A 24,711-nucleotide genomic window follows, 5' to 3' on the forward strand; every position below is an offset into this window, starting at 1 on the left:
CCTCCGTCGAAGCGGTTGACGATGCGTCGAATATTAACATAACGTTCGTTTACCTAACGACCGTTTACCAAATTTCGCGCACCCCAGAGGAAACGAGAATGTCGAACAAGAAAGTCGTCCTGGTCATCGGCGCCGGCGATGCCACCGGCGGCGCCATCGCCCGCCGTTTCGCCCGCGAAGGCTACGTCGCCTGCGTCACCCGGCGCTCGGCGGACAAACTGCAGCCGCTGGTGGATGCCATCCGCGCCGAAGGCGGCGAGGCCCACGGCTTTGCCTCCGACGCCCGCAAGGAAGAAGCGGTGATCGAACTGGTGGAGACTATCGAGCGCGACATCGGCCCCATCGAAGCCTTCGTCTTCAATATCGGCGCCAACGTACCCTGCAGCATCCTCGAAGAGACCGCGCGCAAGTACTTCAAGATCTGGGAGATGGCCTGCTTCTCCGGCTTCCTCACCGGCCGCGAAGTGGCCAAGCGCATGGTCAAGCGCCAGCGCGGCACCATCCTGTTCACCGGCGCCACGGCCGGCCTGCGCGGCGCCTCGGGCTTCGCCGCCTTCGCCGGCGCCAAGCACGGCATCCGCGCCCTGGCCCAGAGCATGGCCCGCGAACTGGGGCCGATGGGCCTGCACGTCGGCCACGTGGTGGTGGACGGCGCCATCGACACCGAATTCATCCGCGAGAACTTCCCGCAGAAGTACGCGCAGAAGGACCAGGACGGCATCCTCGACCCCGAGCACATCGCCGACAGCTACTGGTATTTGCATTCGCAACCGCGCGATGCCTGGACCTTCGAACTCGATCTCCGCCCCTGGATCGAGCGCTGGTAATCCCCTCATAACGACAACAAGAAGAGAGCCACTCATGAGCAAATCCGTCGAGTTCTACTTCGACTTCGGCAGCCCGACGTCCTACCTGGCGTATACCCAACTGCCGGGCATCTGCGCCGAATCCGGCGCCGAGCTGGTCTACCGCCCGGTCCTGCTGGGCGGCGTGTTCCAGGCCACCGGCAACGCCTCGCCCATCGCCGTGCCGGCCAAGGGTCGCTACACGCTGATCGACATGACCCGCTTCGCCCGCCGCTATGGCGTGCCGATGAAGATGAACCCGCACTTCCCGATCAACACCCTCACCCTGATGCGTGCCGCCACCGGCATCCAGCTACGCCAGCCGGAGCGTTTCGAGGCGCTGCTGGCCTGCGTGTTCAAGGGTATGTGGGTGGATGCGCTGAACCTGGGCGACCCGGCGGTGCTCGGCCGGTTGCTGGCCGAGGCGGGCTTCGACCCGCAGGCGCTGCTGGCGCTGACCGCCGAGCAGGAAGTGAAGGATGCGCTGAAGGCCAACACCGAAGCGGCGATCAAGCGCGGCATGTTCGGAGCGCCGACCTTCTTCGTCGGCAACGAGATGTTCTTCGGCCAGGATCGTCTGGATTTCGTTCGCGAAGCGCTGGCGTAAAGCGGTTCTCGAGTACCGTAGGGCGCATAACCTGGAACAGGTTATCCGCCGGCAGGAAGCGGTTCGCGAGCAAGCTCGCTCCTACGAAAAGCCCACCGATGCAGCCCTGTAGGAGCGAGGGGGACGCCTAGTTCTAGCTCGCGAACATCACAGCGCCAGGACAGCCGAGCGACGCAGGCCGAAGAACTCCAGTTCGGCGAACAGCAGGACCACCAGCGCCTGGCCGATGACGAAGGCATAGCCCAGGGCGGTCGGCTGCACATAGCCGGTCACCAGCAGGGCAGCGCTCTCCACCACCCACAGCGCGTTCAGCGCGATCACGGCCCAGACTCCGGTGCGCGACAGCGCCGGCTGATTGGACATCCAGTAGAGCACCAGCGCCAGCGGCAACAGGACGATGCCGGCCACCAGCAACAGAACGAAGGGCAGGCCCAGCAGCTCGCCCAGCGGTTGTGCAGCCAAGGCCATCAGCAGGCCCATGGCGCCACCGGCCAGGGCGTCGACTTTCAGGGTGAGGCGAAGCAGCGGGGACGGTTGCAGCAAAGTCATGGCAAAGCTCCTTCAAGTGTCGCCACCGGTTGGCAGCGTGTGGCTGAAGAATCCGCCCCTGGCGTAAGCCCGTCGATTACCTGCCAGGTAATGGCCGCATCGAAGCGGGAGGTCTATCGTTGCCTCCCATGAACAGCCCAGCCCAACCTGTCGGCGCCCTGCTCCGCCAATGGCGCCAGCGCCGCCGACTCAGCCAGCTCGATCTCGCCTGCGACGCGGATATCTCCACGCGCCACCTGAGCTTCGTCGAAACCGGACGCGCCCTGCCCAGCCGCGAGATGCTCCTGCACCTGGCGGAGCAACTGGACATTCCGCTGCGCGAGCGCAACCGCCTGCTCAGCGCGGCGGGCTACGCCCCGGTGTATTCGGAGAAAGGCCTGGACGATCCGGCGCTGACCGTGGCGAAACAGGCCATCGACCAGTTGCTCAAGGCCCACGAGCCGAACCCGGCGATGGTGGTGGACCGCCACTGGAATCTGCTGGCGTCCAACCGCACGGTGGATATCTTCCTGCTCGGCGTCGCCCCGGAGCTGCTGCAGCCGCCGATCAACGTGCTGCGCATGAGCCTGCACCCCAAGGGCCTGGCGCCGCGCATCCTCAATCTCGGGCCGTGGAAGGCGCATGTAGTGGAGCGCTTGCAGCGCGACTACGAGGCCAGCGGCGACCCGGCATTGGCGGCGTTGCGCGACGAGGTGGCCGCCTATCCGGCGCCGCCCTACGACGAGACAGCCAGCGGCGACATGGTGCTGATCCCGGTGCAATTGCAGACGGAGCTGGGCGTCTGCAGCCTGATCGGCACCATCACGGTGTTCGGCACGCCGGTGGACGTAACGCTGTCGGAGCTGGCGCTGGAAACCTTCTTCCCGGCCGACCCCGACAGCGCCAGGATCCTGCGCCAGCTCAGCGGCACAGAATGAGCTGAATCAGGCGGTCGCCTTCTTCTCGCGGATGCAGGTGGGGCCGGCGCGCTCTTCCACGGCGTGGCGCACTTCGTCGCGCAGGCCAAGCAGGAAGGCCGCTTCGGCAGCGACGAACAGCGGGCCGACGATCAGCCCGGTGAGGTCATCGACGAACGCCGGCTTGCGCCCCTCGTACCAGTGGCCGACGAACTGGATGATCCAGCCCACCACGAACAGGCCGATACCCCAGGCAAGCCAGGACGCCGTGGTACCGGCTGCGAATGCGGCGCCGACCCATAGCGACAGCGCCAGCAGCGCGGTCATCAGCAGGCCGAAGCGCAAGTCCAGGCGCAGGTAGAAGACCACGGAGGCCAGCGCCAGCAGCGTGGCCGGCGAGACCGGCAGCCCGGCCAGCTCGAAGCCCGGGCGCGACAGCAGGGTAGCGATGGACAGCACGATCATCGGGATGCCGATGAAATGGCTGACGATGTTCCGCCGGTCACGATGGTAGGCGGCATATTGGGCAAGGTGGTCGACGAGCGTTTTCATTGTTGTTCTCCCGCAAGGTACTGGCATCATGGCGATGTGCGCCTCGCCACTCTGTCAGCTAGCCGACATTACCCATGACCGACGCCAAGCCCTACCTCTCCCGCCTGCCGGAAGGCCGCTGGTTCCAGACCCTTCCGGAAGGCTTGCGCCTGGCCCTGTGCGACGCTGCCCTGGTGCGCCGCCTGCCCGCCGGCCAGCGCCTGTTCGCCCGTGGCGACGCGCCGTGCGGCCTGTATTGCGTGGTGGATGGGGCGATGCGCGTCAGCGTGGTCGGCGAGAGCGGCAAGGAAGCGCTGCTGGCCCTGGTGGAAGCGCCCAACTGGTTCGGCGAGATCTGCCTGTTCGACGGCCAGCCGCGCACCCACGACGCCTACGCCGAAGGTGCCACCGTGCTGTTGCAGGTGCCCCTGGCGCCGCTGCAGGCGCTGCTGGCGCAGCACCCGGAATACTGGCGCGACTTCGCCCTGCTGATGAGCCACAAGCTGCGCATCACCTTCGCCGTACTGGAAGAGCTGTCGCTGCTGCCCGCCGCGCCGCGCCTGGCCCGGCGCCTGCTGATGATCGCCGAGGGCTACGGCGAGTCGGCCACTGCCAAGCGCGAGCTGCACCTGCCCCAGGAGCAGTTGGCGGCCATGCTCTCGCTGTCACGGCAGACCACCAACCAGATCCTCAAGGACCTGGAAGCCCAGGGCATCGTGCGCCTGAGCTACGGCGGCATCGAGATCCTCGACCGCGAACGCCTGCGCCAGGCGGCCCACGCCTGACCTCTGCCGGCCCGTCTAGAAAAAAAGCCAGGTGAGTCTCGACAACCTACGATGGTCGAGCCCGTCGTCCCCTCGCTCTAATGCACCCGCCGCCGCGCTGGCCCCCATCCGTCAGCGCCGAGCCGGCACCCGAACCTTCAGCATGACAGCAAGGCGGCCAGCGCCACGCGCCGGCCGCAAGGGAATCCTATGCGCCTTTCGAAACTCCTCTGCGCCCTCGCCCTGACCGCTCCGGCCCTGGCGATGGCCGACGACAGCGGCCTCTACGTCGGTGGCGGCGTGACCCGCCTCGAGATCGACGAGCGGTCCTTCGATGACCACGACAACAGCCACAAGCTGTACGCCGGCTACCGCTTCAACAATTACCTGTCCCTGGAAGGCGCGGTGGTCGACTTCGGTGACATGAGCGACGGCAAGAAGCACTTCGACGGCGAGTCGCTGCAAGCCAACGTCCACCTGGGCGTCCCCATCGGCCAGCGCATCCGCCTGTACGGCATCGCCGGCGTGCATGCCTGGCACGCTGATGACGATGCCGCCGGCAAATCCGACGACGTGGACGCGCTCTACGGTTTCGGCGGTGAAATGGATGTGATCGGCGGCCTGGGCGTGCGCCTGGAGCAGGAGTACCTGGACGTCGGCGACATCGACCTCGACCAGACCACCCTTTCGGCCTACTGGCGCTTCTGACGCCCGTCTGCCCCGCAAAGCCCGGCGGAGGTTCGGCTCTCCCCAGAGCAGCCCTCCCCCTCCCGAACCTTCCGCCGGCACCGGTTCAGCTGCACAAATCACTCTTTCGGACGGTTGCAGCGGCAAGGTTCGCAGCTAGCCTAGGGATAGCTGCATTTCTGGCGCCAGAGAACACGCGCCCGGGCGACTCAGGCAGCTCACAATAACAAGAAGGACGCCTCCGCCATGTTCCGAAAGCTCGATGTCTATCGCGGTTTCCTGCTGTGCTGTTTCGGACTCCTCTCCCTCGCCGCCCAGGCCAACCTGCCCAGCGAGGAACTGCAATTGCAGACCCTGCAGGTCTACACCTGCCGCTCGATCAACAGCCTGTTGCTGCTGCGCGGCGAAGGCTTCCAGGAAACCCACGCCGCCCAGCTGGAGAAGGACCTGGCCACCCTGGACAAGGCGGTCAAGGGCTACCCCAAGGCCGACGACGCCCTCAAGAAGGCCCATGCGGAATTCGTAACGCAGATTCGCAATGGCGTTTCCTATGGCCCCAAGGAAGAAGACCTGCCCTGGCGCTACAACCAGGACCTGAGCCGTGCCCTGCGCGAGCTGCTCAACCAGGTCGAGCGCTTCGTGCCGGCTAGCGCCGACGCCAATCAGATTCCGCTGTGGGAACTGCCGGTGCGCGTCGAGTACCTGGCCACCCAGTACCTGGGCCGCGCGTACATCAGCGGCCTGGAGCTGGCCCGCGAGCAGCCGCAGGAATACCTCGGCCAGGACGAGAGCGTGCTGGTGCCGCTGCTGACCCAGCGCATCGATCAGTTGCCCGATAGCGATGCGACCAAGAAACTGCGCACCCGCTGGGAATACCTGAGCAAGGCGCTGCTGGACATGAACAGCAAGAGCAACAGCGGCGTCAGCGCTTCCGGCCGTCCCTGGGCCCCGATCATCGTCGACCGCAACGCCCGCGCCGTTTCCGGCCAGCTCATGCTGATCAGCCAGCAGTAGCGCCTCAGGCCGGGATCGCCTCGGGTTCCGGCTCCGCCTCGGGTACCGCGGCAGCACTCTCCACCACAGGCGGCGCCTGCATCTCGTCACGGTCCAGGTCGGCGGCCCGGCCGACCAGCAGCGGGTCAGGCGCGTGGGCGATCTTCTCGTCCTTGCCGGGGTAATCCAGCGTGTGCAGGAAGTGCCGCAGGCAGTTGAGGCGCGCACGCTTCTTGTCGTCGGACTTGATCACCACCCAGGGCGCATCGGCGGTGTCGGTGTGGAAGAACATCGCTTCCTTGGCCTGGGTGTAGTCATCCCACTTGTCCAGCGACTGGATGTCGATGGGTGACAGCTTCCAGTGCTTGAGCGGGTCGTCGCGGCGCGAGACGAAACGGCGCAGTTGCTCCTCGCGGCTCACCGAGAACCAGTACTTGAAGACCAGGATGCCGTTGCGCACCAGCATGCGCTCCAGCTCCGGTGTCTGCTGCATGAACTCCAGGTACTGGCGCGGCGAGCAGAAGCCCATCACCCGCTCGACGCCGGCGCGGTTGTACCAGGAGCGGTCGAAGAAGACGATCTCCCCGGCCGTGGGCAGGTGCTGGATGTAGCGCTGGAAGTACCACTGGCCGCGCTCGGCGTCGCTGGGTTTCTCCAGGGCGATGACCCGCGCGCCACGCGGGTTGAGGTGCTCCATGAAGCGTTTGATCGTGCCGCCCTTGCCCGCGGCGTCACGGCCCTCGAACAGCACGACGACGCGCTGGCCGGTCTCCTTCACCCAGCTTTGCACCTTCAGCAGCTCGACCTGCAACTGCTCCTTGAGATGTTCGTATTCCCTGCGCTGCAGCCGCTTGCGGTAAGGGTAGAGGGCCGGCAGCTCGGCGGACGTGGAGTCCTCGTTGCTGCCGCGGGGCGCCATGGCCACTTTCAGCGCAACCGGGCCATGGCTCTGGGCACGGATTTCCTCCGCGCCATCGGTCATCGGTGGCTTGGCGGCGGCCGGCGCCCGGCTGGCAGTCTTGTTGGCACGGCGTACCGCGGCGGTTCTGCGGGTGACGGTCTCGGACATGGTCTCCTCCGGTGAGACATTGAGTGGTCAGGGGACTTCCCACTCTCTGCCCCAGCGGGGCGAGCCTTCTTGACCGGCATCAATCTCATCGAGCGAGCTCGCCTCAATCCACCCAGCAACCGGCTACAGCCAGCCTTTGTACTTGAACCAGTAGTAGGGAATGATCGCCGAGATCACCATCGCCACCAGCGCCATGGGGTAGCCGGCCAGCCACGCAAGCTCGGGCATGTGCGCGAAGTTCATGCCGTACACCGTACCCACCAGGGTCGGCGGCAGGAACAGTACCGCGGCGATGGAGAACACCTTGATGATGCTGTTCTGCTCGATGTTGATCAGGCCCAGGGTGGCATCGAGCAGGAAGGTGATTTCCCCGGCCATCTTCGTCTGGTACTCGCTGAGCGAGCGGACGTCGCGCTCCACCGACTTCATGCCCAGCTTCACTTCGTCGCTGATCCAGCCGTTGCTGCCCTGGCGGAAATAGCTCAGCGGCCGGCTGATGCTCAGCAGGCTCTCGTTGAGCTTGGACAGCAGCGAGTTCTTGCGCCCGAGTTGCTTGACCACTTCCTGCAGGTCGGCCTTCTCGTTGGCCGGGCCCTCGCGGAAGATGCTGGTGCCCAGGCTGTCGAGCTGCTTCTGGACGTTCTCCAGCACGTCGGCGATGCGGTCCACCACGCTGTCCATCAGGGTCACGAACAACTGGTCGCTGCGCCCCTCGCAGCCGCCGCGCTGGGTGCGCGACTCGAAGGTACGGAAGGCCAGCAGGTCGGTGTAGCGCACCGTCACCAGCCAGTGCGGCGTCAGTACGCAGGTGACCTCCGAGGTGCTCGGCTTGTGCTCGCGGATGCCACCGACCACGGTGGTGGTCATGTACAGCGCGCCCTTGCTCTCGTAGAAGCGCGAGGAGTCCTCGATCTCGGCCATCTCCTCCTGGGTCGGCACATCCACCTCGATGATCGACTCCAGCAGTTTTTCCTCTTCCGCCGTGGGCCGGAACAGGTCGATCCAGAGCGTGTCCTTGGGCATGCCATGGCACTCGCTGCCGTTGTGGCGAACCAGGCGGTCGCCGACGAGGGTGTAATAGGTGATCATGTCGCCCGACAATCCTTTTACGCACCTGAAGTTGTCCCGCAGGTTGGCCAACTTCAGGCGGCTTCACAAGTCCAGCGGAGAGCAATGTGATGACTGACCAGGACGATGCCGAAGAGTCCTTCGCCGAAGACACCCTGATCCAGGCGATCGAGAACCAGATTGAAAGCGAGAGCCCGGCAGCCGCCCGCGCGGTGTTCAACAAGCTGACGCTGGTCGGCTACGAGCGCGAGGATGCACTGCACCTGATGGCCCTCGTGCTCGCCCACGAGATCGAGTCGATGCTGGCCGAAGACCGCCCGTTCAACGGCGAATGGTACGAACAGGCCTTGCGCGCACTGCCGACCCTGCCCGACGGCACTGTTGCCGAATGAGGCAGCGGCATAAGACCGCTTGCCGAACCGGTCGGACTTGAGACTACACTGGAGCCTCATTGACCATCGGGAGTTAGAAGAATGGCTTTCACCAAAGAAATGGTTGAGGAACTTGATCTGCTGGCGCTCTACGACCTGGAGAACAGCCAGGCCGGGTTGAAAGTGCATCACGACGCTTCCGCCGAGGCCGTGGCGGCCGCCGGCCGACTCCATGCCAAAGGCCTGATCGACCAGCAGGACGGAGGCTATCTGACCAGCCTGGGCCTCGACGCCGCCGAACACGCTCAGGTCCTGCTCGGCATCCTGCGCGGCTGACCTCAAGTTCCCCTGCGAGCGGGCGATAAACTGGCACACTTCCGAGCGCCGCATTCCCTGATGCGGCGCCGCTGGCCAGGCAGCAGTACGCCATGACGCTCACTCCCGAAATTCGCCCGGACATCGACGACGGCATCGACCGAAAGGTGCTGACGCAGCTGCGTCAGCGCTTCCTGAAGGTCAACTCCGCGCGCCTGCAACGGGCCAGTGAAGCGCTTTCCACGCGGCAGCAGCTTGTTCTCAAGCTGCTGCCGCTGCTGCTGGACGTGAACCACCCGCTGCTGCCCGGCTACGTATCGGCCAGCACCCCCGCAGGGCTGTCGAACTTCGTCCCGGAGGACGACGTCCTCGCCGAAGCCCAGCGCCTGACCCGCTCCTTCAGCTACAAGCCCCGTCGCGGCAACCCGCCACTGCCGATCCACGGGCTGTTCCTGATGGGCAGCCTGGGCACCGTCGCCCAGGCCGAACAGAGCGACCTGGACCTGTGGGTCTGCCACGCCCCCGACCTCTCCGAGCGGGAGCTGGCGGAACTGCGCCGCAAATGCGAGCTGCTCGAACAATGGGCCGCGACCCTGGGCGCCGAGGTGCACTGCTTCCTCGTCGACCCGCAGCACTACACCCAGGGCGCCCGCGAGGCGCGGCTGACCTCCGACGACTGCGGCACCAGCCAGCACTACCTGCTGCTCGACGAGTTCTACCGCACCGCCATCTGGCTTGGCGGCCGCACGCCGCTGTGGTGGCTGGTACCGGTCTATGAGGAGAATCGCTACGCAGAGTACTGCCAGACACTGCTGAGCAAACGCTTCATCCGCGCCGAGGACGTCCTCGATCTCGGGCACCTGGCGCGCATCCCGCCCGGCGAGTTCATCGGCGCCGGCATGTGGCAGTTGTTCAAGGGCATCGAGTCGCCCTACAAATCGGTGCTCAAGCTGCTGCTCACCGAGGTCTACGCCAGCGAACACCCGCAGGTTTCCTGCCTGAGCCTGCGCTACAAGCAGGCGATCTACGCCGGCCGCCTGGACGTGGAGGATCTCGACCCCTACGTGATGCTCTACCGGCGCCTGGAGGAATACCTCAAGGCGCGCGGGGAAACCGAGCGCCTGGAACTGATCCGCCGCTGCCTCTACCTGAAGGTCGGCAAGAAGCTCGGCCGGCCGCCGCGCCAGGGCCACAAGAGCTGGCAGCGCAAGGTGATGGAGCGCGTCTCGGCGGAGTGGAAGTGGGACAACCGCGCCTTCGCCCAACTGGACAGCCGCAGCCAGTGGAAAGTGCGCCAGGTGCTGCTGGAACGCCGCGCGCTGGTCAACGAGCTGACCCATAGCTACCGCTTCCTTTCTCAGTTCGCCCGCCTGCAGCAGGCCGCCAGCGGCATCAACCCGCGGGACATGGGCATCCTCGGACGACGCCTGTACGCCGCCTTCGAGCGCAAGGCCGGCAAGGTCGAATTCATCAACCCGGGTATCGCCCCGGACATGGCCGAAGACATCCTCACCCTCGCCCAGCTGCCGGGTGGCGACGCCGGCAAACCTCCGTTCTGGGCGCTGTATGGCGGCAACCTGTCGCTGCAGGAGATGGCCGACTTCGCCCCGCTACGTCGCGCCCGTGACCTCATGGACCTGCTCGCCTGGAGCCACCGCAACGGCGTGGTCGATGCGACAACGCGGCTGTCCCTGCAGCCGGGCGCCAGCGACCTGAGCGAGTTCGAACTGCAGAACCTGCTGGGCAGCCTGCAGCAGGCCGTCCCGCTGCCGCTCGACGAGGTGCCGGAAAGCGCCCTGCTGCGCAGTGCGGTGCCGTCGCAGGTGTTGCTGCTGGTGAACGTCGGCATCGACCCGCTGCGCCAGCACAGCCAGATGAACGTGCACATGACCACCGAGCGCACCGACTCGCTCGGCTACTCCGGGGTGCGCGACAACCTGGTGCTGACCCTCGACCAAATCACCCTCAACAGCTGGAACGAACTGCTGGTCAGCCGCTACTCGGGACCCCACGCGCTGCTCGACTGCCTGCGCGAGTTCCTCAACACGCTGCCCACCGACGCCCCGCCGCCGCGTCTGCTGGTGCGCTGCTTCTGCCGCAACCGCGCCGCGGCCATCGCCCAGCGCGTGGAAGACCTGTTCCGCGATGCCCATGCGCAGCTCGCCAGCGGCAAGGGCGGGCGCTACCTGCTGCAGGTGCGCCAGCATTTCCACCTGCTGCACCTGGTGCCCGGCAGCGTCAGCCACCGGGTGATCGAAGGGCTGCCGGCGCTCGTCGAGCACCTGGGCGACACCCAGGACGACAGCGGCTTCCTGCAGCTGGACCGGCACGCGCTGGAAGGCGACGACCTCGCCATGATCCTGCCGCTGGGCCGGGCCAATACCGTGCAGGTGTTCTACCGCCTGGACGAAGGCAGCGCGGAAATCACCATCCTCGATGAGCGCAACGCCCTCTGGCGGCGGCGCCAGGAGTACGACACCGAGGAAGGCCTGCTGCTGCCGCTGCAGCGCTTCCTGCAGTCGGTGCAGTACCGCCGCAACGCCGTGATCTCGCTACTGGAAAGCCAGGGACCGGTGGGTGCGGACATCCTCTTCTACGAAGTGGTGACCAACGGTCACCAGCGCGCGCAACGCATCGAGCGGCGCAATACGCCGCAGCCGCTGGAAGCGCTGCCGTTCTACAACGTGCAGGCGATCGTCGAACCCGGAGAAGGCCAGCGCGCGCGCACCACGCTGTTCTGCAACCACCGCGAGTTCTCGGAACTGGAGTTCGGTAACGAGCTGTTCCAGGCCGTGGCCAGGCACATCCTGGACCGGCGCCGGGGACAGGAGCGCTACCCCTGCTACATCACCGACCTGGACCTCTCGGCCATGCGCGAGGGCGGCGAGCTGCAGACGGTGCACTTCCTGCGCTACAAGCAGAGCCTGGAACAGGCGCTGAACCGGGCGCTGGCCGAGGCCTGAAGGCCGGACCGGACGCCCGGGGAGGGAAAGTCCCGGAAGGGAACTCAGCGATCGAAGTCGCCGGCCGCTTCGGGCTGGTATTCGACTTCCAGCAGGGTCAGCTTCAGCGTCTTGCCGCTGGGCGCCGGCCAGTCGATGCTCTGGCCGGTGGTCAGGCCGAGCAGCGCGGTGCCGACCGGCGCCAGGATCGACACCTTGCCTTCCCCGCCGACATTGGCCGGGTAGACCAGCGTCAGGTGGTACTCCTTGCCACTGCTTTCCTCGCGGCAGCGCACGGTGGAGTTCATCGTGACCACGCCCGGCGGTATCTCGTCGTGGCCGACGACCGTGGCACGGGCCAGCTCGGCCTCCAACGCCTCGGCAGCGGGGCCGTACTCATCCAGGCTGTCGAGCATGCGCTCCAGACGTTGCAGGTCGAGTCGGGTGACGGTGATGGGAGTCGTGGTCATGATGGTTGGCAGTCTCCTTACAGGAGAGCCCCGGACGCTCGCGCGCTCGGGGCCCTGGGTGTTCTGGCAGTAAAGACGTTCGGGAAACGAACGCGCAATGAATTCCGAAAAAAGAAAAACCCCGCCCAAGGCGGGGTTTTCCCGGACACTAACACAGCACAGAAAATAAGCAACACCGACCAGTCACCACTTCGGCGAGTGGTTGTTTCGGCGCTTTTCGCAGTCCGCCAGAATCGCCCGGCGACGCTCGCCGTCCGCCTCGTTCCACTCCAGTATCTCGCCCAGGGTGCGGCCGCAGCCGACGCAGACATCCGCGTCGTCCAGGCAGCAGCGCCGGCAGCAGGGCGAAGCGACGCTCGCCTGCCCCTCAGATGCCGGGGAAGTCGACATCCTCGCCAGCCTGTTCCAGCGTGGTGCGATTGAGCAGCGCGCCCAGCGGTTCGCGGGTGCTGTCGCAAATCCACAGCAAGCCGGATTCGTCGTAGTCGAAGTGGAAGCCGCCGGAGCGCGCCGCCACCCACAGCTGGCGCAGCGCCGGCTGGCGGCTGAGGATCAGCTGGGTGCCGTTCTCGAAGCGCACGGTCAGCACGCCGCTGGAGTTCTCCAGGTCCAGGTCCAGATCGCTGTCGTCGAAGGCGTCCTCCACCGTTACCTGTACGGCGTCCACCAGGTCATGGAAGCGGGCTTCGCTCAAAGTGCTCATGCATCGTCCTCGGGATCAGTCAAAGGCACCAGTTTACGCCGGTATTCGCCCAGACTCTGCCCCGTCCAGCGCCGGAATGCGCGGGCGAGCGAACTGGCTTCGCTGAAGCCCAGCAGATAGGCGATATCGGCGGTATCCAGTGCCGGGTCGCGCAAATAGTGGAGCACCAGCTGCTGGCGGGTTTCGTCCACCAGTTGGCTGAACGACAGGCCGGTATCGCGCAGGCGGCGTTGCAGGGTGCGGGGGCTCAGGGCGAGCGTCAGCGACAGGTGCTCCAGGTCGGCGCCCTGCTCCGGCAACTGGCGCGCCAGCTCCCGGCGCGCACGGTCGAGCACGCTGTCGCCCTTGTTGATCTCCACCAGCAGGCGTTCGGCGTAGGCATCCAGGGTGCGCTGCACCTGGGCGTCAGCCTGGCCGAGCGGCAGCGCCAGCAGGCGTTTGGGAAAGACCAGGGCATTGTCCGGCTGATCGAAGAGTACCGGGCAGCGGAAGATACGGGCGTGCTCGCTGACGTCCGCCGGGGCGCTGTGCCTGAAGCGGACTTCGAACGGCGCCTCGTCCACGCCACTGACCCAATGGCCGAAGCTGACCCAGCCGGCCAGCGTCTCCTCGCTCATCTGCCGCTGCTGTTGCGGCAGCAGCGCCTCCCAGCAGTGCTTGACCAACGGCTCGCAGCCGTCGCGCGGCGGCTCGTCGGCCAGCTCGACGCGGCCCAGGTTGCCCACCAGCGCGGCATAGCGCGCCTGGCGATGCAGGGCGGCGGAAAGGGTCGCGCAGCTCATGATCAGGTAGCCGAGTACGCCGTAGTAGCCGGGGCGCACCGCCTCGCCCAGATGCAGGCCGAGGTTGTCGTCGCCACTCAGGCGCACGCCGGCGCCAACCAGTTCGAGGTAAGCACTGGCGGCGATACGCTGGTCACGCTGGGCGAGGATCGAGGGCTCCAGATGCACCGTCTCCAGCAACTGCGTCGGCTCCACGCCGTGGCGCTGCAGATGCTCCACAAGGCCCTGCAGGTAGGCCACCGACACCGAACTGGGCAGAGGATCGCGATAGTCCATCGAGCTTTCCATTTTTTGCCCACCATCATAGGGCCAGCGGCCCGCCGGGCGCGAGCCGAAAGCCCCGCCAGGCGGGAGCCGGCTCGCATAGGCAAGCCGGCGGGGGGCCGGTATACTCCGGCCCAATCGACGCTTTATTTAAAGGATTCCGCCATGAAGCGACTGCTGCTTCCCTTCGTCGCGATCGCCCTGCTGACCGCCGCCATTGCTGGCTGCGGGCAGAAAGGCCCGCTGTACCTGCCGGACGACGAAAAGGCCAAGAACGAACACAGCAAGGACCGCTACGGTCTCTGAGGGCGTTCCCATGGACGCCTTCGACGTCCGCGGCGGGCGACTGCTCGCGGCAGACGTGCCAGCGTCGGCGATTGCCGAGCGCTTTGGCACGCCGCCGGGCGAAACCGGCGACTTCCCCGCCCGGCTTCGCGCCCCCGCCCGGAAAGAAGGTGACCTGCTGGCCGTTCATCCGGCCGGCGCCTATGGTTTCGTCATGATTTCCAACGACAACACCCGGGGCCGCGCCGCCGAGGTGCTGGTGGATAGCTCGGCTGCGCACGGGGTGCGTTGCCGCAAGAGACAAGAGCTGTTCGCCGGCGAAAGCCTGCTGCCGGACTGAGGCCGAGACGACGATGCTTCTGCGCTTTACCAAGATGCACGGGCTGGGCAATGACTTCATGGTCCTGGACCTGGTCAGCCAGCACGCCCATGTGCAGCCACGCCACGTCAAACAGTGGGGCGACCGCAATTTCGGAGTCGGTTTCGATCAACTGCTGATCGTCGAGCCGCCGAGCACACCGGACGCGGACTTCCGCTACCGCATCTTCAACTGCGACGGTACCGAGGTCGAACAGTGCGGCAACGGCGCGCGCTGCTTCGCGCGCTTTGTGGTCGACAAGCGCCTGACCGCGAAGAAGACCATCCGCGTGGAAACCAAGGGCGGCATGATCGAGCTGACCATCGCCAACGATGGCCAGGTCACCGTCGACATGGGCCCGCCGCGCCTGGTGCCCGAGCAGGTGCCGTTCAAGGCCGAGAGCGAGGCGCTGAGCTATCCCCTGGAAGTGGACGGGCAGCGCTACGAGCTGGCCGCCATCTCCATGGGCAACCCGCACGGCGTGCTGCGCGTGGATGACGTCGACAGCGCACCGGTACGCACCCTGGGCCCGAAACTCGAAGTCCACGAAAGCTTCCCGCAGAAGGCCAACATCGGCTTCCTGCAGATCGTCAATCCGCACCAGGCACGCTTGCGTGTCTGGGAACGCGGCGCCGGCGAGACACTGGCCTGCGGCACCGGCGCCTGCGCCGCCGCCGTCGCCGGCATTCGCCAGGGCTGGCTGCAATCGCCGGTACAGATCGACCTTCCCGGCGGACGGTTGTCCATCGAGTGGGCAGGACCGGGTCAGCCCGTTATGATGACCGGGCCCGCCGTGCGGGTGTTCGAAGGCCAGGTACGTCTATAAGCCTGTTCAAGGTCTTGCCGAGCGCAGCTCAGACAAGGCGGAAACAGGCGAGAAAGCGCAGTTTACGAAGAGTAAATGAGCATTTTGAGCCTGTTTCCAACGCCGTATGAGCAAAGCGCAGGCAGACATTGGACAGGCGCTGAACCGGGACGCTTATGACCGATATCCCCCAGGACCCCACCGTTACGCTCGAAGCCGAACAGGTCGCCGACTATCTTCGCCGGCACCCTGAATTCTTCGTCGACCATGACGAGCTGATCCCGGAGATGCGCATTCCGCACCAGCCGGGCGATGCCGTGTCGCTGGTGGAACGCCAGGTGCGCCTGCTGCGTGAGCGCAACATCGAGATGCGCCATCGGCTGTCGCAACTGATGGACGTAGCCCGCGACAACGATCGCCTGTTCGACAAGACCCGCCGCCTGGTGCTCGATCTGCTCGACGCCACCAGCCTCGAGGAAATCGTCAGCACGGTGGAAGACAGCCTGCGCCACGAATTCCTCGTGCCCTACGTCAGCCTGATCCTGTTCAGCGACAACAATCTGCCGGTGGGCCGCTCGGTGAGCAGCGCCGAAGCGCACCAGGCCATCGGTGGCCTGCTGTCCGGCGGCAAGACCGTCTGCGGCGTGCTGCGCCCCCACGAGCTGGCCTTCCTGTTCTGCGAAAGCGAACGCGAGCAGGTCGGCTCCGCCGCCGTGGTGCCACTGACCTTCCAAGGGCTGCACGGCGTACTGGCCATCGGCAGCCCCGACCCACAGCACTACAAGAGCTCGCTGGGCACCCTGTTCCTCGGCTATGTCGCCGAAGTCCTCGCGCGCACCCTGCCGCGCTTCTCCACGCCACTGCGCTCGGTACGCTGACCCTCGCAACGCGGTAAGCTGCCAGCCTGGCTGTATCACTGGGAGCTTTCCGCGTGTCGCTCGAAGCCGATCTGGAATCCTATCTGGAACACCTGCGCAGCGAGCGCCAGGTGTCCGTGCACACGCTCGACGGCTACCGCCGCGACCTGGCGCGGCTCGCCGCGCTGTGCGAGAAATCCTCGATCAACGAATGGTCGGCGCTGCAGGTGCGCGACCTGCGCCTGTTCGTCGCCCGCCTGCACCAGCAGGGCCTTGCCAGCCGCAGCCTGGCGCGCCTGCTGTCGGCCACGCGCGGGCTGTACCAGTACCTGATCCGCGAAGGCCGCTGCCGCCACGATCCCGCCGACGGCCTCGCCGCTCCGAAGGGCGCCCGCAAGCTGCCGCGCACGCTGGATACCGACCGCACTGCGCAACTGCTCGACGGCGGCGTCGAGGACGACTTCATCGCCCGTCGCGACCAGGCGTTGCTGGAGCTGTTCTATTCCTCCGGCCTGCGCCTCTCCGAGCTGGTCGGCCTCGACCTGGAATGGCTGGACCTGAAAGACGGCCTGGTACGCGTCCACGGCAAGGGTAACAAGGTTCGCGAACTCCCGGTCGGCCGCGCCGCGCGGCAGGCCATCGAAGCCTGGCTGCCACTGCGGGCCAGCGTGTCGCCGCAGGACAACGCCGTCTTCATCGGCCGCAGCGGCAAGCGCCTGACGCCGCGCGCCATCCAGCTGCGGGTGCGCGAGGCCGGCGTGCGCGAGCTGGGCCAGCACCTGCACCCGCACATGCTGCGGCATTCGTTCGCCAGCCATATGCTCGAATCCTCCCAGGACCTGCGCGCGGTACAGGAGCTGCTCGGCCACGCCGACATCGCCACCACGCAGATCTATACCCACCTGGACTTCCAACACCTCGCCGCGGTCTACGACCAGGCGCACCCGCGGGCACGCCGTAAACCCGGAGCAGAAGAATGAGTATCCGTCTGGTCACCTTCGATCTCGACGACACGCTGTGGGACGTCGCCCCGGTGATGAACAGCGCCGAAGCCACCCTGCGTGACTGGCTCGCGGTGCACGCTGCACAGCTCGGCCCGGTGCCCATCGAGCACCTGTGGGCAATCCGTTCGCGGCTGATGGAGCAGGACCCGATGCTCAAGCACCGCCTGAGTGAGCTGCGCCGGCGCATCCTGTTCCACGCGCTGCTCGACGCGGGTTATCCACAGCCCGAGGCGACGGAGCTGGCCGAGGCCGGCTTCCAGACCTTCCTCCAGGCGCGGCACCAGGTGGCGCTGTTCCCCGAGGTGCATCCGACCCTGGAGCAACTGGCCAACCGCTTCATCCTCGGCGTGCTCACCAACGGCAACGCCGACGTGCGCCGGCTGGGCCTGGCGGACTACTTCCAGTTCGCCCTGTGCGCGGAAGAACTGGGCGTCGGCAAGCCCGATCCGCATCCCTTCCAGGAAGCGCTCAAGCGCGGCGGCGTCGCCGCCGAACACGCCGTGCACATCGGCGACCACCCCAGCGATGACATCGCCGGCGCGCGCCGCGCGGGCATGAAGGCGATCTGGTTCAACCCCGCACGCAAGCAATGGGACGGCGAAGAAGCGCCCAGCGCGATCATCCACAACCTGGCAGAGCTGCCGGGCGTCCTGGCGAAGCTCTGATACTCCTGCTCTTCGCAGGAGCGAGCTTGCTTGCTAACCAGGGCTCCCGGCTGCCGCTGGTTCCAAGTGATTCGCGAGCAAGCTCGCTCCTACAGCACGGCACGCCGCATTAATCGGACATGAAAAAGCCCCGCCGCTCCAGACGGAGCGACGGGGCTTTTCGTATTGCGTCAGATATCAGATAGGGCGGCTGCCGTATTTGCTATCCGGCTTCTTGGGCGGGTCGGCCACGACGTTGGGCTCGATCTCCTGCACCTTGCCGCCGCGAGTGAGGAATTCCTCCATCGCGCGAGCCAGTGCATCACGATCCTTCTGCTTGGCTTCGACCGAGGGCAGTTCCTCTTCTTCCGCAGCGGCCTTGGCTTTCTTGCCACCGCCCTTGGAAGAAGGGGCTTCATCCCCATCGCCGCTGTCTGCTTCGGCGTCGCCGTCGTCGGCTGCGGCGAGCTCTTCGCCATCATCCTCGTCAGCGCCGTCCAGCTCGTCCTGTTCCAGTTCTTCGTCGCTCATCGTTCAACCTCTGTGGTGCTGCAAAGCACGTTAGTTATAGCCCAGCTGCGCGCTTTGACGAACGCCGCCGGAAAAAATTCATACAAGCTCGCCCTGCCAGGTCGCCACTATCCTGCGCGGGCCGCCGTGGTCACGGTGCTCGCCCAGATAGATACCCTGCCAGGTGCCCATTGCCAAGCCTCCCTGCTGTATCGGCAGCGTCAGCTGACAGCCCAGCAGGCTCGACTTGAAATGCGCCGGAAGGTCATCCGGCCCCTCGTAGTCATGCTCGTAGCCGCCTTCACCCTGGGGCACCAGGCGATTGAAGAACCGCTCGAAATCGCGACGCACCGAGGGATCGGCATTCTCGTTGACCGTCAGCGAGGCGGAGGTGTGCTGCAACAGCAGGTGCAGCAGGCCTACCCGGCACTTCGACAGCTCCGGCAACGCGGCCAGGATCTCGTCGGTGACCAGGTGGAAACCTCGCGGGCGAGGGCGCAGGGTGATGGACTTCTGCTGCCACATGGCGGGCACTTCTCCGTCGCTAACGGTGATGCGCGCGCATTCTAGCGTGCTGATCGAAAAAGCAAAGGGCGCCCGAGGGCGCCCTTCGTCGAACTTGCGCGAACCCTTACAGGTTGTAGCCGCGTTCGTTGTGCAGGGAGAGGTCCAGACCCACGGTTTCCTCTTCCTCGGTGACGCGCAGGCCCATGACCAGGTCCAGGACCTTGAGGATCACGAAGCTGACGATACCGGTGTAGACGATGGTGAAGGCCACGCCCTTGAACTGGGTGAACAGCTGCGCGCCGATGTCGGTCACGGTGCCGAAGCCGCCCAGGGCCGGCGCTGCGAACACGCCGGTGAGCAGGGCGCCGACGATACCGCCGACCGCATGCACGCCGAAGGCGTCCAGGGAGTCGTCATAGCCGACGGCGCGCTTGAGGCTGGTAGCGGCGAAGAAGCAGATCACGCCGGCCGCCAGGCCGATCACGATGGCGCCCATCGGGCCGCAGGTACCGGCGGCCGGGGTGATGGCCACCAGGCCGGCAACCACACCCGAAGCGATGCCCAGGGCGCTCGGCTTACCGTGGGTGATCCACTCGGCAAACATCCAGCCCAGGGCGGCGGCGGCGGTGGCGATCTGGGTGACCAGCATGGCCATGCCGGCAGTGCCGTTGGCAGCAGCGGCGGAACCGGCATTGAAGCCGAACCAGCCCACCCACAGCAGCGCGGCGCCGATCAGGGTGTAGCCCAGGTTGTGCGGTGCCATGGCAGCGGTCGGGTAGCCCTTGCGCTTGCCCAGCACGATGCACGCCACCAGGCCGGCGATACCGGCGTTGATGTGCACCACGGTGCCACCGGCGAAGTCCAGCACGCCCCAGTCCCACAGCAGGCCGCCGTCACCACTCCAGACCATGTGGGCGATCGGTGCGTAGACCAGGGTGAACCACAGCGCGGTGAAGATCAGCATGGCCGAGAACTTCATGCGCTCGGCGAAGGCGCCGACGATCAGGGCCGGAGTGATGATCGCGAAGGTCATCTGGAACATCACGAAGATGCTTTCCGGGAACAGCGCCGCGGCAGAGGTCAGGCCGGTGCTGGTCAGGCCACTGAGGAAGGCCTTGTCCAGGCCGCCGACGAAGGAGGCGAAGTTGACCACGCCCTTCTCCATACCGACGGTATCGAAGGCCAGGCTGTAGCCGTAGACGACCCAGAGGATGCTGATCAGCGCGGTGATCGCGAAGCACTGCATCATGATCGACAGGACGTTCTTGGCGCGCACCATGCCGCCGTAGAACAGGGCCAGGCCGGGGATGGTCATCAGCAGCACCAGGGCACTGGAAATCAGCATCCAGGCGGTGTCACCGCTGTTCAGGACGGGGGCCGCAGCCTCGTCGGCCAAGGCCAGACCGGGCATTGCGAGGGGCAATAGGGCGCCTAGCCCTGCGTATTTGCGCAGAGTCATTGTTGTTTCTCCTGGGGCGTGGGGTTCGGTGTGGGCTTGGCTTAGATCGCGTCGGTGCCGGTTTCGCCGGTACGGATACGAATGGCCTGTTCCAGATTTACGACAAAGATCTTGCCGTCACCGATCTTCCCGGTGTTGGCGGCCTTGGTGATGGCTTCGATAACACGATCCAGCTGGTCATCGGCAATGGCGACATCGATCTTCACCTTCGGCAGGAAATCGACAACGTATTCCGCGCCACGGTACAGCTCGGTGTGGCCCTTCTGCCGGCCGAAGCCTTTGACTTCGGTCACAGTGATGCCCTGCACGCCGATCTCGGACAGCGACTCACGAACGTCGTCCAGCTTGAACGGCTTGATGATGGCTGTGACTAGCTTCATGTAACTCTCTCCCGTGTTTTGGTGGACCCGCCCCAGGAAGAACGAACCCGGAGACAAGTCTAAGCGCAGTGTCTGGCTTTTGTAATGCGCCGGCCGCCCTACCTCAGCACTCCGACTGCGTTGATCGAAGCGATCCCCTGCCTCGCCTGCCGCACCGGAACTGCATCGGTGCACGCCATGTATGCCCCAAAGCATGAAGCTTGCCAGTTCGTGGAAATGCCCGCGCCATCAGGCACTTGGCTTAAAAAAGGAGTTTCTGGCGATTCGCCAGCGCCGCCCGGGCGCACCGAAAGCGCGCACGGCGGGCGTGCACACTGCTCAAAAAGCGTGCAACCCCGCACGCCGCAGCCGGCGGCGGCTGCGTGATAGACTGCGCTCTGATTCAATCCGGAACCCATGAACCATGCTGCCGCCCAAAGCCTTCCTCGATGCCATCAGCCAACAAGCCGGACGTCTGTTCGGTGGCGAATCGCCCCTGCCGAAGGCCGAGCTGGAAGCCCAGTTCAAGGTTCTGATGCAGAGCGCCTTCAGCAAGCTCGACCTGGTCAGCCGCGACGAATTCGACAGCCAGATGGTCGTCCTCGCCCGTACCCGCGCGCGCCTCGAGGCGCTGGAAGCCAAGGTCGCGGAAATGGAAGCCAAGCTCTCGCCGCCCGCCGCCGAACCCGCCGAGTAATCCCCTCCTGGCGGGCGGCATGCGATCCAGGAGTGATCCATGTCCCTCGCCATCGTCCATAGCCGCGCCCAGGTCGGCGTGGAAGCGCCCGGCGTCATCGTCGAGGCACACCTGGCCAACGGCCTGCCTTCCCTGACCCTGGTCGGCCTGCCCGAAGGCGCCGTGAAAGAGAGCAAGGACCGCGTGCGCAGCGCCCTGCTCAACGCCGGCTTCGATTTCCCCAACCGACGCATCACCCTGAACCTCGCCCCGGCCGACCTGCCGAAGGATGGCGGGCGCTTCGACCTGGCCATCGCCCTGGGCATCCTCGCCGCCAGCGGCCAATTGGCCGACGCTGCCGGGCTGGATGAACTGGAATGCCTGGGCGAACTGGCGCTGTCCGGCACTTTGCGCCCGGTCCCCGGAGTACTACCCGCCGCCCTGGCTGCCCGCGCCGCCGGCCGCGCCCTGGTGGTGCCGAAGGAGAACGCCGAAGAGGCCAGCCTCGCCAGCGGCCTGACCGTCTATGCCGTCGGCCACCTGCTGGAACTGGTCGCACACTTCAGCGGCCAGGAGCAACTGCGTCCTTATGAGGCGAACGGCCTGATGCGGGTGACGCCGCCCTATCCGGACCTGTCGGAAGTCCAGGGCCAGGCCGCCGCCAAGCGCGCGCTATTGGTCGCCGCTGCCGGGGCGCACAACCTGCTGTTCAGCGGTCCGCCCGGCACCGGCAAGACCCTGCTCGCCAGCCGCCTGCCCGGTCTGATGCCGCCGCTGAACGAAGACGAGGCATTGCAGGTTGCGGCGATCCATTCCGTGGCAGGTCGCGGGCCGCTGACTCACTGGCCACAGCGCCCCTTCCGACAACCGCACCACACCGCCTCCGCGCCGGCGCTGGTCGGCGGGGGATGTAAGACCCAACAGTAATTGCGAAAGCCATCGCTAGGCTGGAATACTCCACAGCTAAATGAGAAATGGAATTTAGCTGATGGCTCTGTGCGAGACCTTGAGCAGGTACGAAGGCTTAATGCGGTTCGATGGAATCACTCAGGTCGGCTCTCAAAATGAAAAAATGCAGCTCTCCTATGTTTTCACTGAGCTGAACCACGATGCCGTAAACTATTACGCCCCGGCCGCAACCCAAAAGAAGCCGCACATAATCTCCCTTAGCCCAAAGTGGATTAGCTTGTTCACCGTCGGCTCGATTTGGGATAAAGGCCGCCTCGTGCACACGCCAGCCCCATTAGAGGAAAGCTTTCAGATCTCACCCGCAGATGCAGCCCTGCACCCCTATAAGAAAGATATAAAGATTGATGGACAATGGACGCACCAGGGCATTGTCAATCTTGACTTTATGTCGCCAAAAACTCATTTAAATCTCTCAACTGCGATTTATGCAATTATTCCCATTCATGGAAATAGAAAATTCAAATGGATGGTGATCCCTTGCTCAGAGATATTTCGCTTTTACTACGCACCTACCACCAAGTTGGCAGGCGCCGTTTTGAGTGGACAACTTGACGGACTTATAAGTGGCTACTCATTCGACGGGAGCAAGGTAACCATCTATGAAAATAGCCGCCTCACTAAATTTGAAGCAAAACTAATCGCCAGAGCATGTGCCAGCTCTAATTATCGTATAGAAATGCAGAGAGTTCGCCAAAGGCTCGTCGAGATAAAGACGACGAATACCAACCTTCATCAAAACGCCGGCTTGTGTTTAGAGGCGCGATTTCCGTTTTCCGAGAAAACTAACCTCAGAGTCGCAGCCGTCCCGATGGCCTTGGTAGACGGTGGCGCGATGAATTCCCTCTTTGTTATGAAAATCCACAAATGCTCATTTCCATTGGAATATGACAAGCTGGAAATTCATAAGCCGCAACGTTTGGCGCCTGGCGGTGCAAATCCCGTCGCAGGAGACACACCTAACTTCTATCCTACTGGTGCCGATGAGATTGATGACGGGATTCACGACAGCCCTGCAGACGCCAGGTTGGAGAGAGTTCAGGAAGAAGAATTTGAAGATCCATTCTCTGACAGTAAAGAAATAGATGTGGAAGTCGTTTGGAGCGATACCGAATCTGAATATAGAACGGTCAAGCCGGGCATAGGAATACCCGTTCACAAACTCGGAATCGAGGCTGGCAGCCATGAAAAGAGCGCTGAAGGAACTTTAGGAGTCGACTCGACCATAAAGGAACCACCAAAGTCCTCAATCACCGATAAGCTTTCTCAGTTCTTTAAAGAGCTTCCCGATATTGAAAAGGCGGGGAGTCATGAGCGCTGGCAACTATCATCCAGGACGCTGGACGAGAATTACCCAGCAGCTGACGAGCGATTCTCTGCCACCGCGTTCCCCCCAATGAATGATGGCCGCAGGACGTGGCATCTCGTTGAATCAAAAGACACCCTAGGCAAAGTAATCCTCTTGCCTCGCCAATTGGCTTGCATCGAAATATCGACCCCGCTAAATCATGGTTTTTATTTTTACATCCTTGAGATGGAGTCTAAAGGTAGCGAGTCGCACTGTACCTTGTTCCTTCGCCATCGAAGCGGCAAGCAGCTGGTCAAAAACGACTTAGCCAAGTTCCTGAGATTGACAGCTTTCAACAATGGTTGGCCGGACCTTACTGCTAAGAAGTGGGCACATGCCCCGTCATCCGAGATTTTTTGGGAGCTCAAGCAGGAGCAATTGCTGCTCGAAAAATGCAAACATCCCGAGGGGCTGACCGGCTGGCATCAGAAGCTTTACCGCGAGTTGAAGGCCTGGCTGGCGCCATAGTCAGCGAGCCACGAGAGCGCACCATAACAGTGCGACCCCTCGAATTCACCGAGCCCCATATCACCGCCTCCAAATCGCGAATGGGCAGCACATCATCTAGCCATGGAATGGTGAACACCAATGGACAACTCCTTCACTCTTTACGTCCCCATACACCCTGTGGAGCGAATTACCTACTACTCGCTGGAGCTTCGGCCCGAACGGTGCCCTTGCTGGGATTTGCACTATGCCTTCGAACATTACGAGGTGGCGCTGAGCCCCGCATTGAGGGCATGTGATTGGCGTAACGGTAAAGGGGTGATGCTGCTGAGCAAGCATCTAGCAGAAGAGCTAGCAAGCTACGCAGAACCCATCATGCAGCGGCGTTATGGGGTGCACTCTGAGGTGCATGTGACGAGAGTTGAGTGCCCCAAGGGGGCTGTCAAACAGACACTGCTGGAAACCCACACTGCCAAGGTGACAGCCCTTCTTGAAAGGCTCGTGTCGCAAAAGGCCCCACGTGCCGCTACTAGCAAAGTCCTTGAAGAATCACCCGCTGCTGAAGTGATCCCCTTCCCCACGGCCTTTTGAGCCCCGGCACTGCACTGCACTGCGGTACCAGTTGAAGAC

The 24,711-nt window shown here is 64.6% G+C and carries 29 protein-coding genes and 2 pseudogenes; 19 read left to right on the forward strand and 12 right to left on the reverse strand.

Features of this window, described 5'->3' with window-relative positions; genetic code table 11:
* The first annotated feature begins 98 nt into the window (after positions 1 to 98).
* The gene (locus GJV37_RS28760; RefSeq protein WP_024762115.1) at positions 99 to 827 is read left to right on the forward strand and encodes an SDR family oxidoreductase; all 729 of its coding nucleotides are present in this window, start codon (positions 99 to 101) and stop codon (positions 825 to 827) included.
* Between the two features lie 34 nt (positions 828 to 861).
* Positions 862 to 1,452 (forward strand): 2-hydroxychromene-2-carboxylate isomerase, encoded by a 591-nt coding sequence (locus GJV37_RS28765; RefSeq protein WP_084358800.1) that lies wholly within the window; start codon positions 862 to 864, stop codon positions 1,450 to 1,452.
* 147 nt (positions 1,453 to 1,599) lie between these two features.
* On the opposite strand, the gene GJV37_RS28770 is transcribed toward GJV37_RS28765, so the two are convergent.
* Positions 1,600 to 2,001: a hypothetical protein gene (locus tag GJV37_RS28770; protein WP_024762113.1), complete on the reverse strand. Its 402-nt coding sequence runs from the start codon at positions 1,999 to 2,001 to the stop codon at positions 1,600 to 1,602.
* Positions 2,002 to 2,129: 128 nt separating this feature from the next.
* Between GJV37_RS28770 and GJV37_RS28775 the strand changes: the two genes are divergently transcribed.
* On the forward strand, positions 2,130 to 2,918 hold the full coding sequence (locus GJV37_RS28775; RefSeq protein WP_024762112.1) for an MmyB family transcriptional regulator: 789 nt from the start codon (positions 2,130 to 2,132) through the stop codon (positions 2,916 to 2,918).
* A gap of 6 nt (positions 2,919 to 2,924) precedes the next feature.
* Here GJV37_RS28775 and GJV37_RS28780 read toward each other — a convergent pair whose 3' ends face one another.
* On the reverse strand, positions 2,925 to 3,449 hold the full coding sequence (locus tag GJV37_RS28780) for an Mpo1 family 2-hydroxy fatty acid dioxygenase (protein WP_193453220.1): 525 nt from the start codon (positions 3,447 to 3,449) through the stop codon (positions 2,925 to 2,927).
* Positions 3,450 to 3,523: 74 nt separating this feature from the next.
* Here GJV37_RS28780 and GJV37_RS28785 point away from each other — a divergent pair, with 74 nt between their 5' ends.
* From GJV37_RS28785 to GJV37_RS28795, 3 genes are all read left to right on the forward strand, one after another.
* Positions 3,524 to 4,213, forward strand: a complete 690-nt coding sequence (locus GJV37_RS28785; protein WP_193453221.1) for a Crp/Fnr family transcriptional regulator — start codon at positions 3,524 to 3,526, stop codon at positions 4,211 to 4,213.
* A 189-nt stretch (positions 4,214 to 4,402) separates the two neighbouring features.
* A complete protein-coding gene (locus GJV37_RS28790) occupies positions 4,403 to 4,900 on the forward strand; it encodes an outer membrane beta-barrel protein (protein ID WP_193453222.1) in 498 nt (165 codons plus the stop codon).
* Positions 4,901 to 5,125: 225 nt separating this feature from the next.
* Positions 5,126 to 5,893, forward strand: a complete 768-nt coding sequence (locus GJV37_RS28795; protein ID WP_038803554.1) for a hypothetical protein — start codon at positions 5,126 to 5,128, stop codon at positions 5,891 to 5,893.
* A gap of 4 nt (positions 5,894 to 5,897) precedes the next feature.
* Here the strand turns inward: GJV37_RS28795 and ppk2 are convergent, their stop codons facing one another.
* Positions 5,898 to 6,854, reverse strand: a complete 957-nt coding sequence (ppk2, locus tag GJV37_RS28800) for a polyphosphate kinase 2 (protein ID WP_065085371.1) — start codon at positions 6,852 to 6,854, stop codon at positions 5,898 to 5,900.
* Between the two features lie 210 nt (positions 6,855 to 7,064).
* Complete coding sequence (locus GJV37_RS28805; RefSeq protein WP_024762106.1) at positions 7,065 to 8,030, reverse strand: magnesium transporter CorA family protein; 966 nt, start codon at positions 8,028 to 8,030, stop codon at positions 7,065 to 7,067.
* An 89-nt stretch (positions 8,031 to 8,119) separates the two neighbouring features.
* Between GJV37_RS28805 and GJV37_RS28810 the strand changes: the two genes are divergently transcribed.
* The 3 genes from GJV37_RS28810 to GJV37_RS28820 all read left to right on the forward strand — a co-directional run bounded on the left by GJV37_RS28810 (position 8,120) and on the right by GJV37_RS28820 (position 11,658).
* The gene (locus GJV37_RS28810; RefSeq protein WP_024762105.1) at positions 8,120 to 8,401 is read left to right on the forward strand and encodes a hypothetical protein; all 282 of its coding nucleotides are present in this window, start codon (positions 8,120 to 8,122) and stop codon (positions 8,399 to 8,401) included.
* Positions 8,402 to 8,482: 81 nt separating this feature from the next.
* Positions 8,483 to 8,716, forward strand: coding sequence for a TIGR02647 family protein (locus GJV37_RS28815; protein ID WP_017520761.1), 234 nt, complete (start codon positions 8,483 to 8,485; stop codon positions 8,714 to 8,716).
* 92 nt (positions 8,717 to 8,808) lie between these two features.
* Positions 8,809 to 11,658, forward strand: a complete 2,850-nt coding sequence (locus GJV37_RS28820) for a class I adenylate cyclase (RefSeq protein ID WP_065085334.1) — start codon at positions 8,809 to 8,811, stop codon at positions 11,656 to 11,658.
* Positions 11,659 to 11,702: 44 nt separating this feature from the next.
* Here GJV37_RS28820 and rnk read toward each other — a convergent pair whose 3' ends face one another.
* The 4 genes from rnk to GJV37_RS28840 all read right to left on the reverse strand — a co-directional run bounded on the left by rnk (position 11,703) and on the right by GJV37_RS28840 (position 13,868).
* A complete protein-coding gene (gene rnk, locus GJV37_RS28825; protein WP_024762103.1) occupies positions 11,703 to 12,107 on the reverse strand; it encodes a nucleoside diphosphate kinase regulator in 405 nt (134 codons plus the stop codon).
* Positions 12,108 to 12,290: 183 nt separating this feature from the next.
* A complete protein-coding gene (locus GJV37_RS28830; RefSeq protein ID WP_081753917.1) occupies positions 12,291 to 12,497 on the reverse strand; it encodes a DUF1289 domain-containing protein in 207 nt (68 codons plus the stop codon).
* Positions 12,475 to 12,810, reverse strand: a complete 336-nt coding sequence (gene cyaY / locus GJV37_RS28835; protein ID WP_193453223.1) for an iron donor protein CyaY — start codon at positions 12,808 to 12,810, stop codon at positions 12,475 to 12,477. Before cyaY ends, GJV37_RS28830 begins: the two co-directional genes overlap by 23 nt.
* Complete coding sequence (locus GJV37_RS28840; RefSeq protein ID WP_170859040.1) at positions 12,807 to 13,868, reverse strand: AraC family transcriptional regulator; 1,062 nt, start codon at positions 13,866 to 13,868, stop codon at positions 12,807 to 12,809. The genes cyaY and GJV37_RS28840 overlap by 4 nt, the downstream gene beginning before the upstream one ends.
* Positions 13,869 to 14,021: 153 nt before the next feature.
* Here GJV37_RS28840 and lptM point away from each other — a divergent pair, with 153 nt between their 5' ends.
* The 6 genes and pseudogenes from lptM (at position 14,022) to GJV37_RS28870 (ending at position 17,830) form a co-directional block, all read left to right on the forward strand.
* On the forward strand, positions 14,022 to 14,162 hold the full coding sequence (gene lptM / locus GJV37_RS28845; RefSeq protein ID WP_017520757.1) for an LPS translocon maturation chaperone LptM: 141 nt from the start codon (positions 14,022 to 14,024) through the stop codon (positions 14,160 to 14,162).
* A 91-nt stretch (positions 14,163 to 14,253) separates the two neighbouring features.
* A pseudogene (locus GJV37_RS28850) lies at positions 14,254 to 14,481 on the forward strand (diaminopimelate decarboxylase); the annotation flags it as partial.
* 13 nt (positions 14,482 to 14,494) lie between these two features.
* Positions 14,495 to 15,325: a diaminopimelate epimerase gene (dapF, locus tag GJV37_RS28855; protein WP_024762099.1), complete on the forward strand. Its 831-nt coding sequence runs from the start codon at positions 14,495 to 14,497 to the stop codon at positions 15,323 to 15,325.
* A gap of 155 nt (positions 15,326 to 15,480) precedes the next feature.
* On the forward strand, positions 15,481 to 16,182 hold the full coding sequence (locus GJV37_RS28860) for a DUF484 family protein (RefSeq protein ID WP_024762098.1): 702 nt from the start codon (positions 15,481 to 15,483) through the stop codon (positions 16,180 to 16,182).
* Between the two features lie 53 nt (positions 16,183 to 16,235).
* Entirely contained in the window at positions 16,236 to 17,141 is a 906-nt protein-coding gene (gene xerC / locus GJV37_RS28865; protein ID WP_065085335.1) for a tyrosine recombinase XerC, read from the forward strand.
* Positions 17,138 to 17,830 (forward strand): HAD family hydrolase, encoded by a 693-nt coding sequence (locus GJV37_RS28870; RefSeq protein ID WP_024762096.1) that lies wholly within the window; start codon positions 17,138 to 17,140, stop codon positions 17,828 to 17,830. The genes xerC and GJV37_RS28870 overlap by 4 nt, the downstream gene beginning before the upstream one ends.
* Positions 17,831 to 18,007: 177 nt before the next feature.
* Here GJV37_RS28870 and sutA read toward each other — a convergent pair whose 3' ends face one another.
* From sutA to glnK, 4 genes are all read right to left on the reverse strand, one after another.
* Positions 18,008 to 18,340 carry a transcriptional regulator SutA gene (gene sutA / locus GJV37_RS28875; protein WP_037011556.1) on the reverse strand — a complete coding sequence of 111 codons (333 nt, stop codon included), beginning with the start codon at positions 18,338 to 18,340 and terminating at the stop codon, positions 18,008 to 18,010.
* Between the two features lie 78 nt (positions 18,341 to 18,418).
* Entirely contained in the window at positions 18,419 to 18,844 is a 426-nt protein-coding gene (locus tag GJV37_RS28880; protein WP_024762094.1) for a secondary thiamine-phosphate synthase enzyme YjbQ, read from the reverse strand.
* 106 nt (positions 18,845 to 18,950) lie between these two features.
* Positions 18,951 to 20,285, reverse strand: a complete 1,335-nt coding sequence (locus GJV37_RS28885) for an ammonium transporter (RefSeq protein ID WP_037011554.1) — start codon at positions 20,283 to 20,285, stop codon at positions 18,951 to 18,953.
* Positions 20,286 to 20,326: 41 nt separating this feature from the next.
* Positions 20,327 to 20,665: a P-II family nitrogen regulator gene (glnK, locus tag GJV37_RS28890; RefSeq protein WP_003457590.1), complete on the reverse strand. Its 339-nt coding sequence runs from the start codon at positions 20,663 to 20,665 to the stop codon at positions 20,327 to 20,329.
* A 403-nt stretch (positions 20,666 to 21,068) separates the two neighbouring features.
* Here glnK and GJV37_RS28895 point away from each other — a divergent pair, with 403 nt between their 5' ends.
* The 4 genes and pseudogenes from GJV37_RS28895 to GJV37_RS28910 all read left to right on the forward strand — a co-directional run bounded on the left by GJV37_RS28895 (position 21,069) and on the right by GJV37_RS28910 (position 24,672).
* Positions 21,069 to 21,341 carry an accessory factor UbiK family protein gene (locus GJV37_RS28895; protein WP_024762093.1) on the forward strand — a complete coding sequence of 91 codons (273 nt, stop codon included), beginning with the start codon at positions 21,069 to 21,071 and terminating at the stop codon, positions 21,339 to 21,341.
* 39 nt (positions 21,342 to 21,380) lie between these two features.
* Positions 21,381 to 22,241 (forward strand): annotated as a pseudogene (locus GJV37_RS28900) (YifB family Mg chelatase-like AAA ATPase); the annotation flags it as partial.
* Between the two features lie 67 nt (positions 22,242 to 22,308).
* Positions 22,309 to 24,102 (forward strand): hypothetical protein, encoded by a 1,794-nt coding sequence (locus GJV37_RS28905; RefSeq protein WP_193453224.1) that lies wholly within the window; start codon positions 22,309 to 22,311, stop codon positions 24,100 to 24,102.
* A 120-nt stretch (positions 24,103 to 24,222) separates the two neighbouring features.
* Positions 24,223 to 24,672: a hypothetical protein gene (locus GJV37_RS28910; RefSeq protein ID WP_193453225.1), complete on the forward strand. Its 450-nt coding sequence runs from the start codon at positions 24,223 to 24,225 to the stop codon at positions 24,670 to 24,672.
* The last annotated feature ends 39 nt before the right edge of the window (positions 24,673 to 24,711 follow it).

Origin of the sequence: Pseudomonas nitroreducens (assembly GCF_010994165.1) — a bacterium.
GTDB classification, from domain to species: Bacteria; Pseudomonadota; Gammaproteobacteria; order Pseudomonadales; family Pseudomonadaceae; genus Pseudomonas; species Pseudomonas nitroreducens.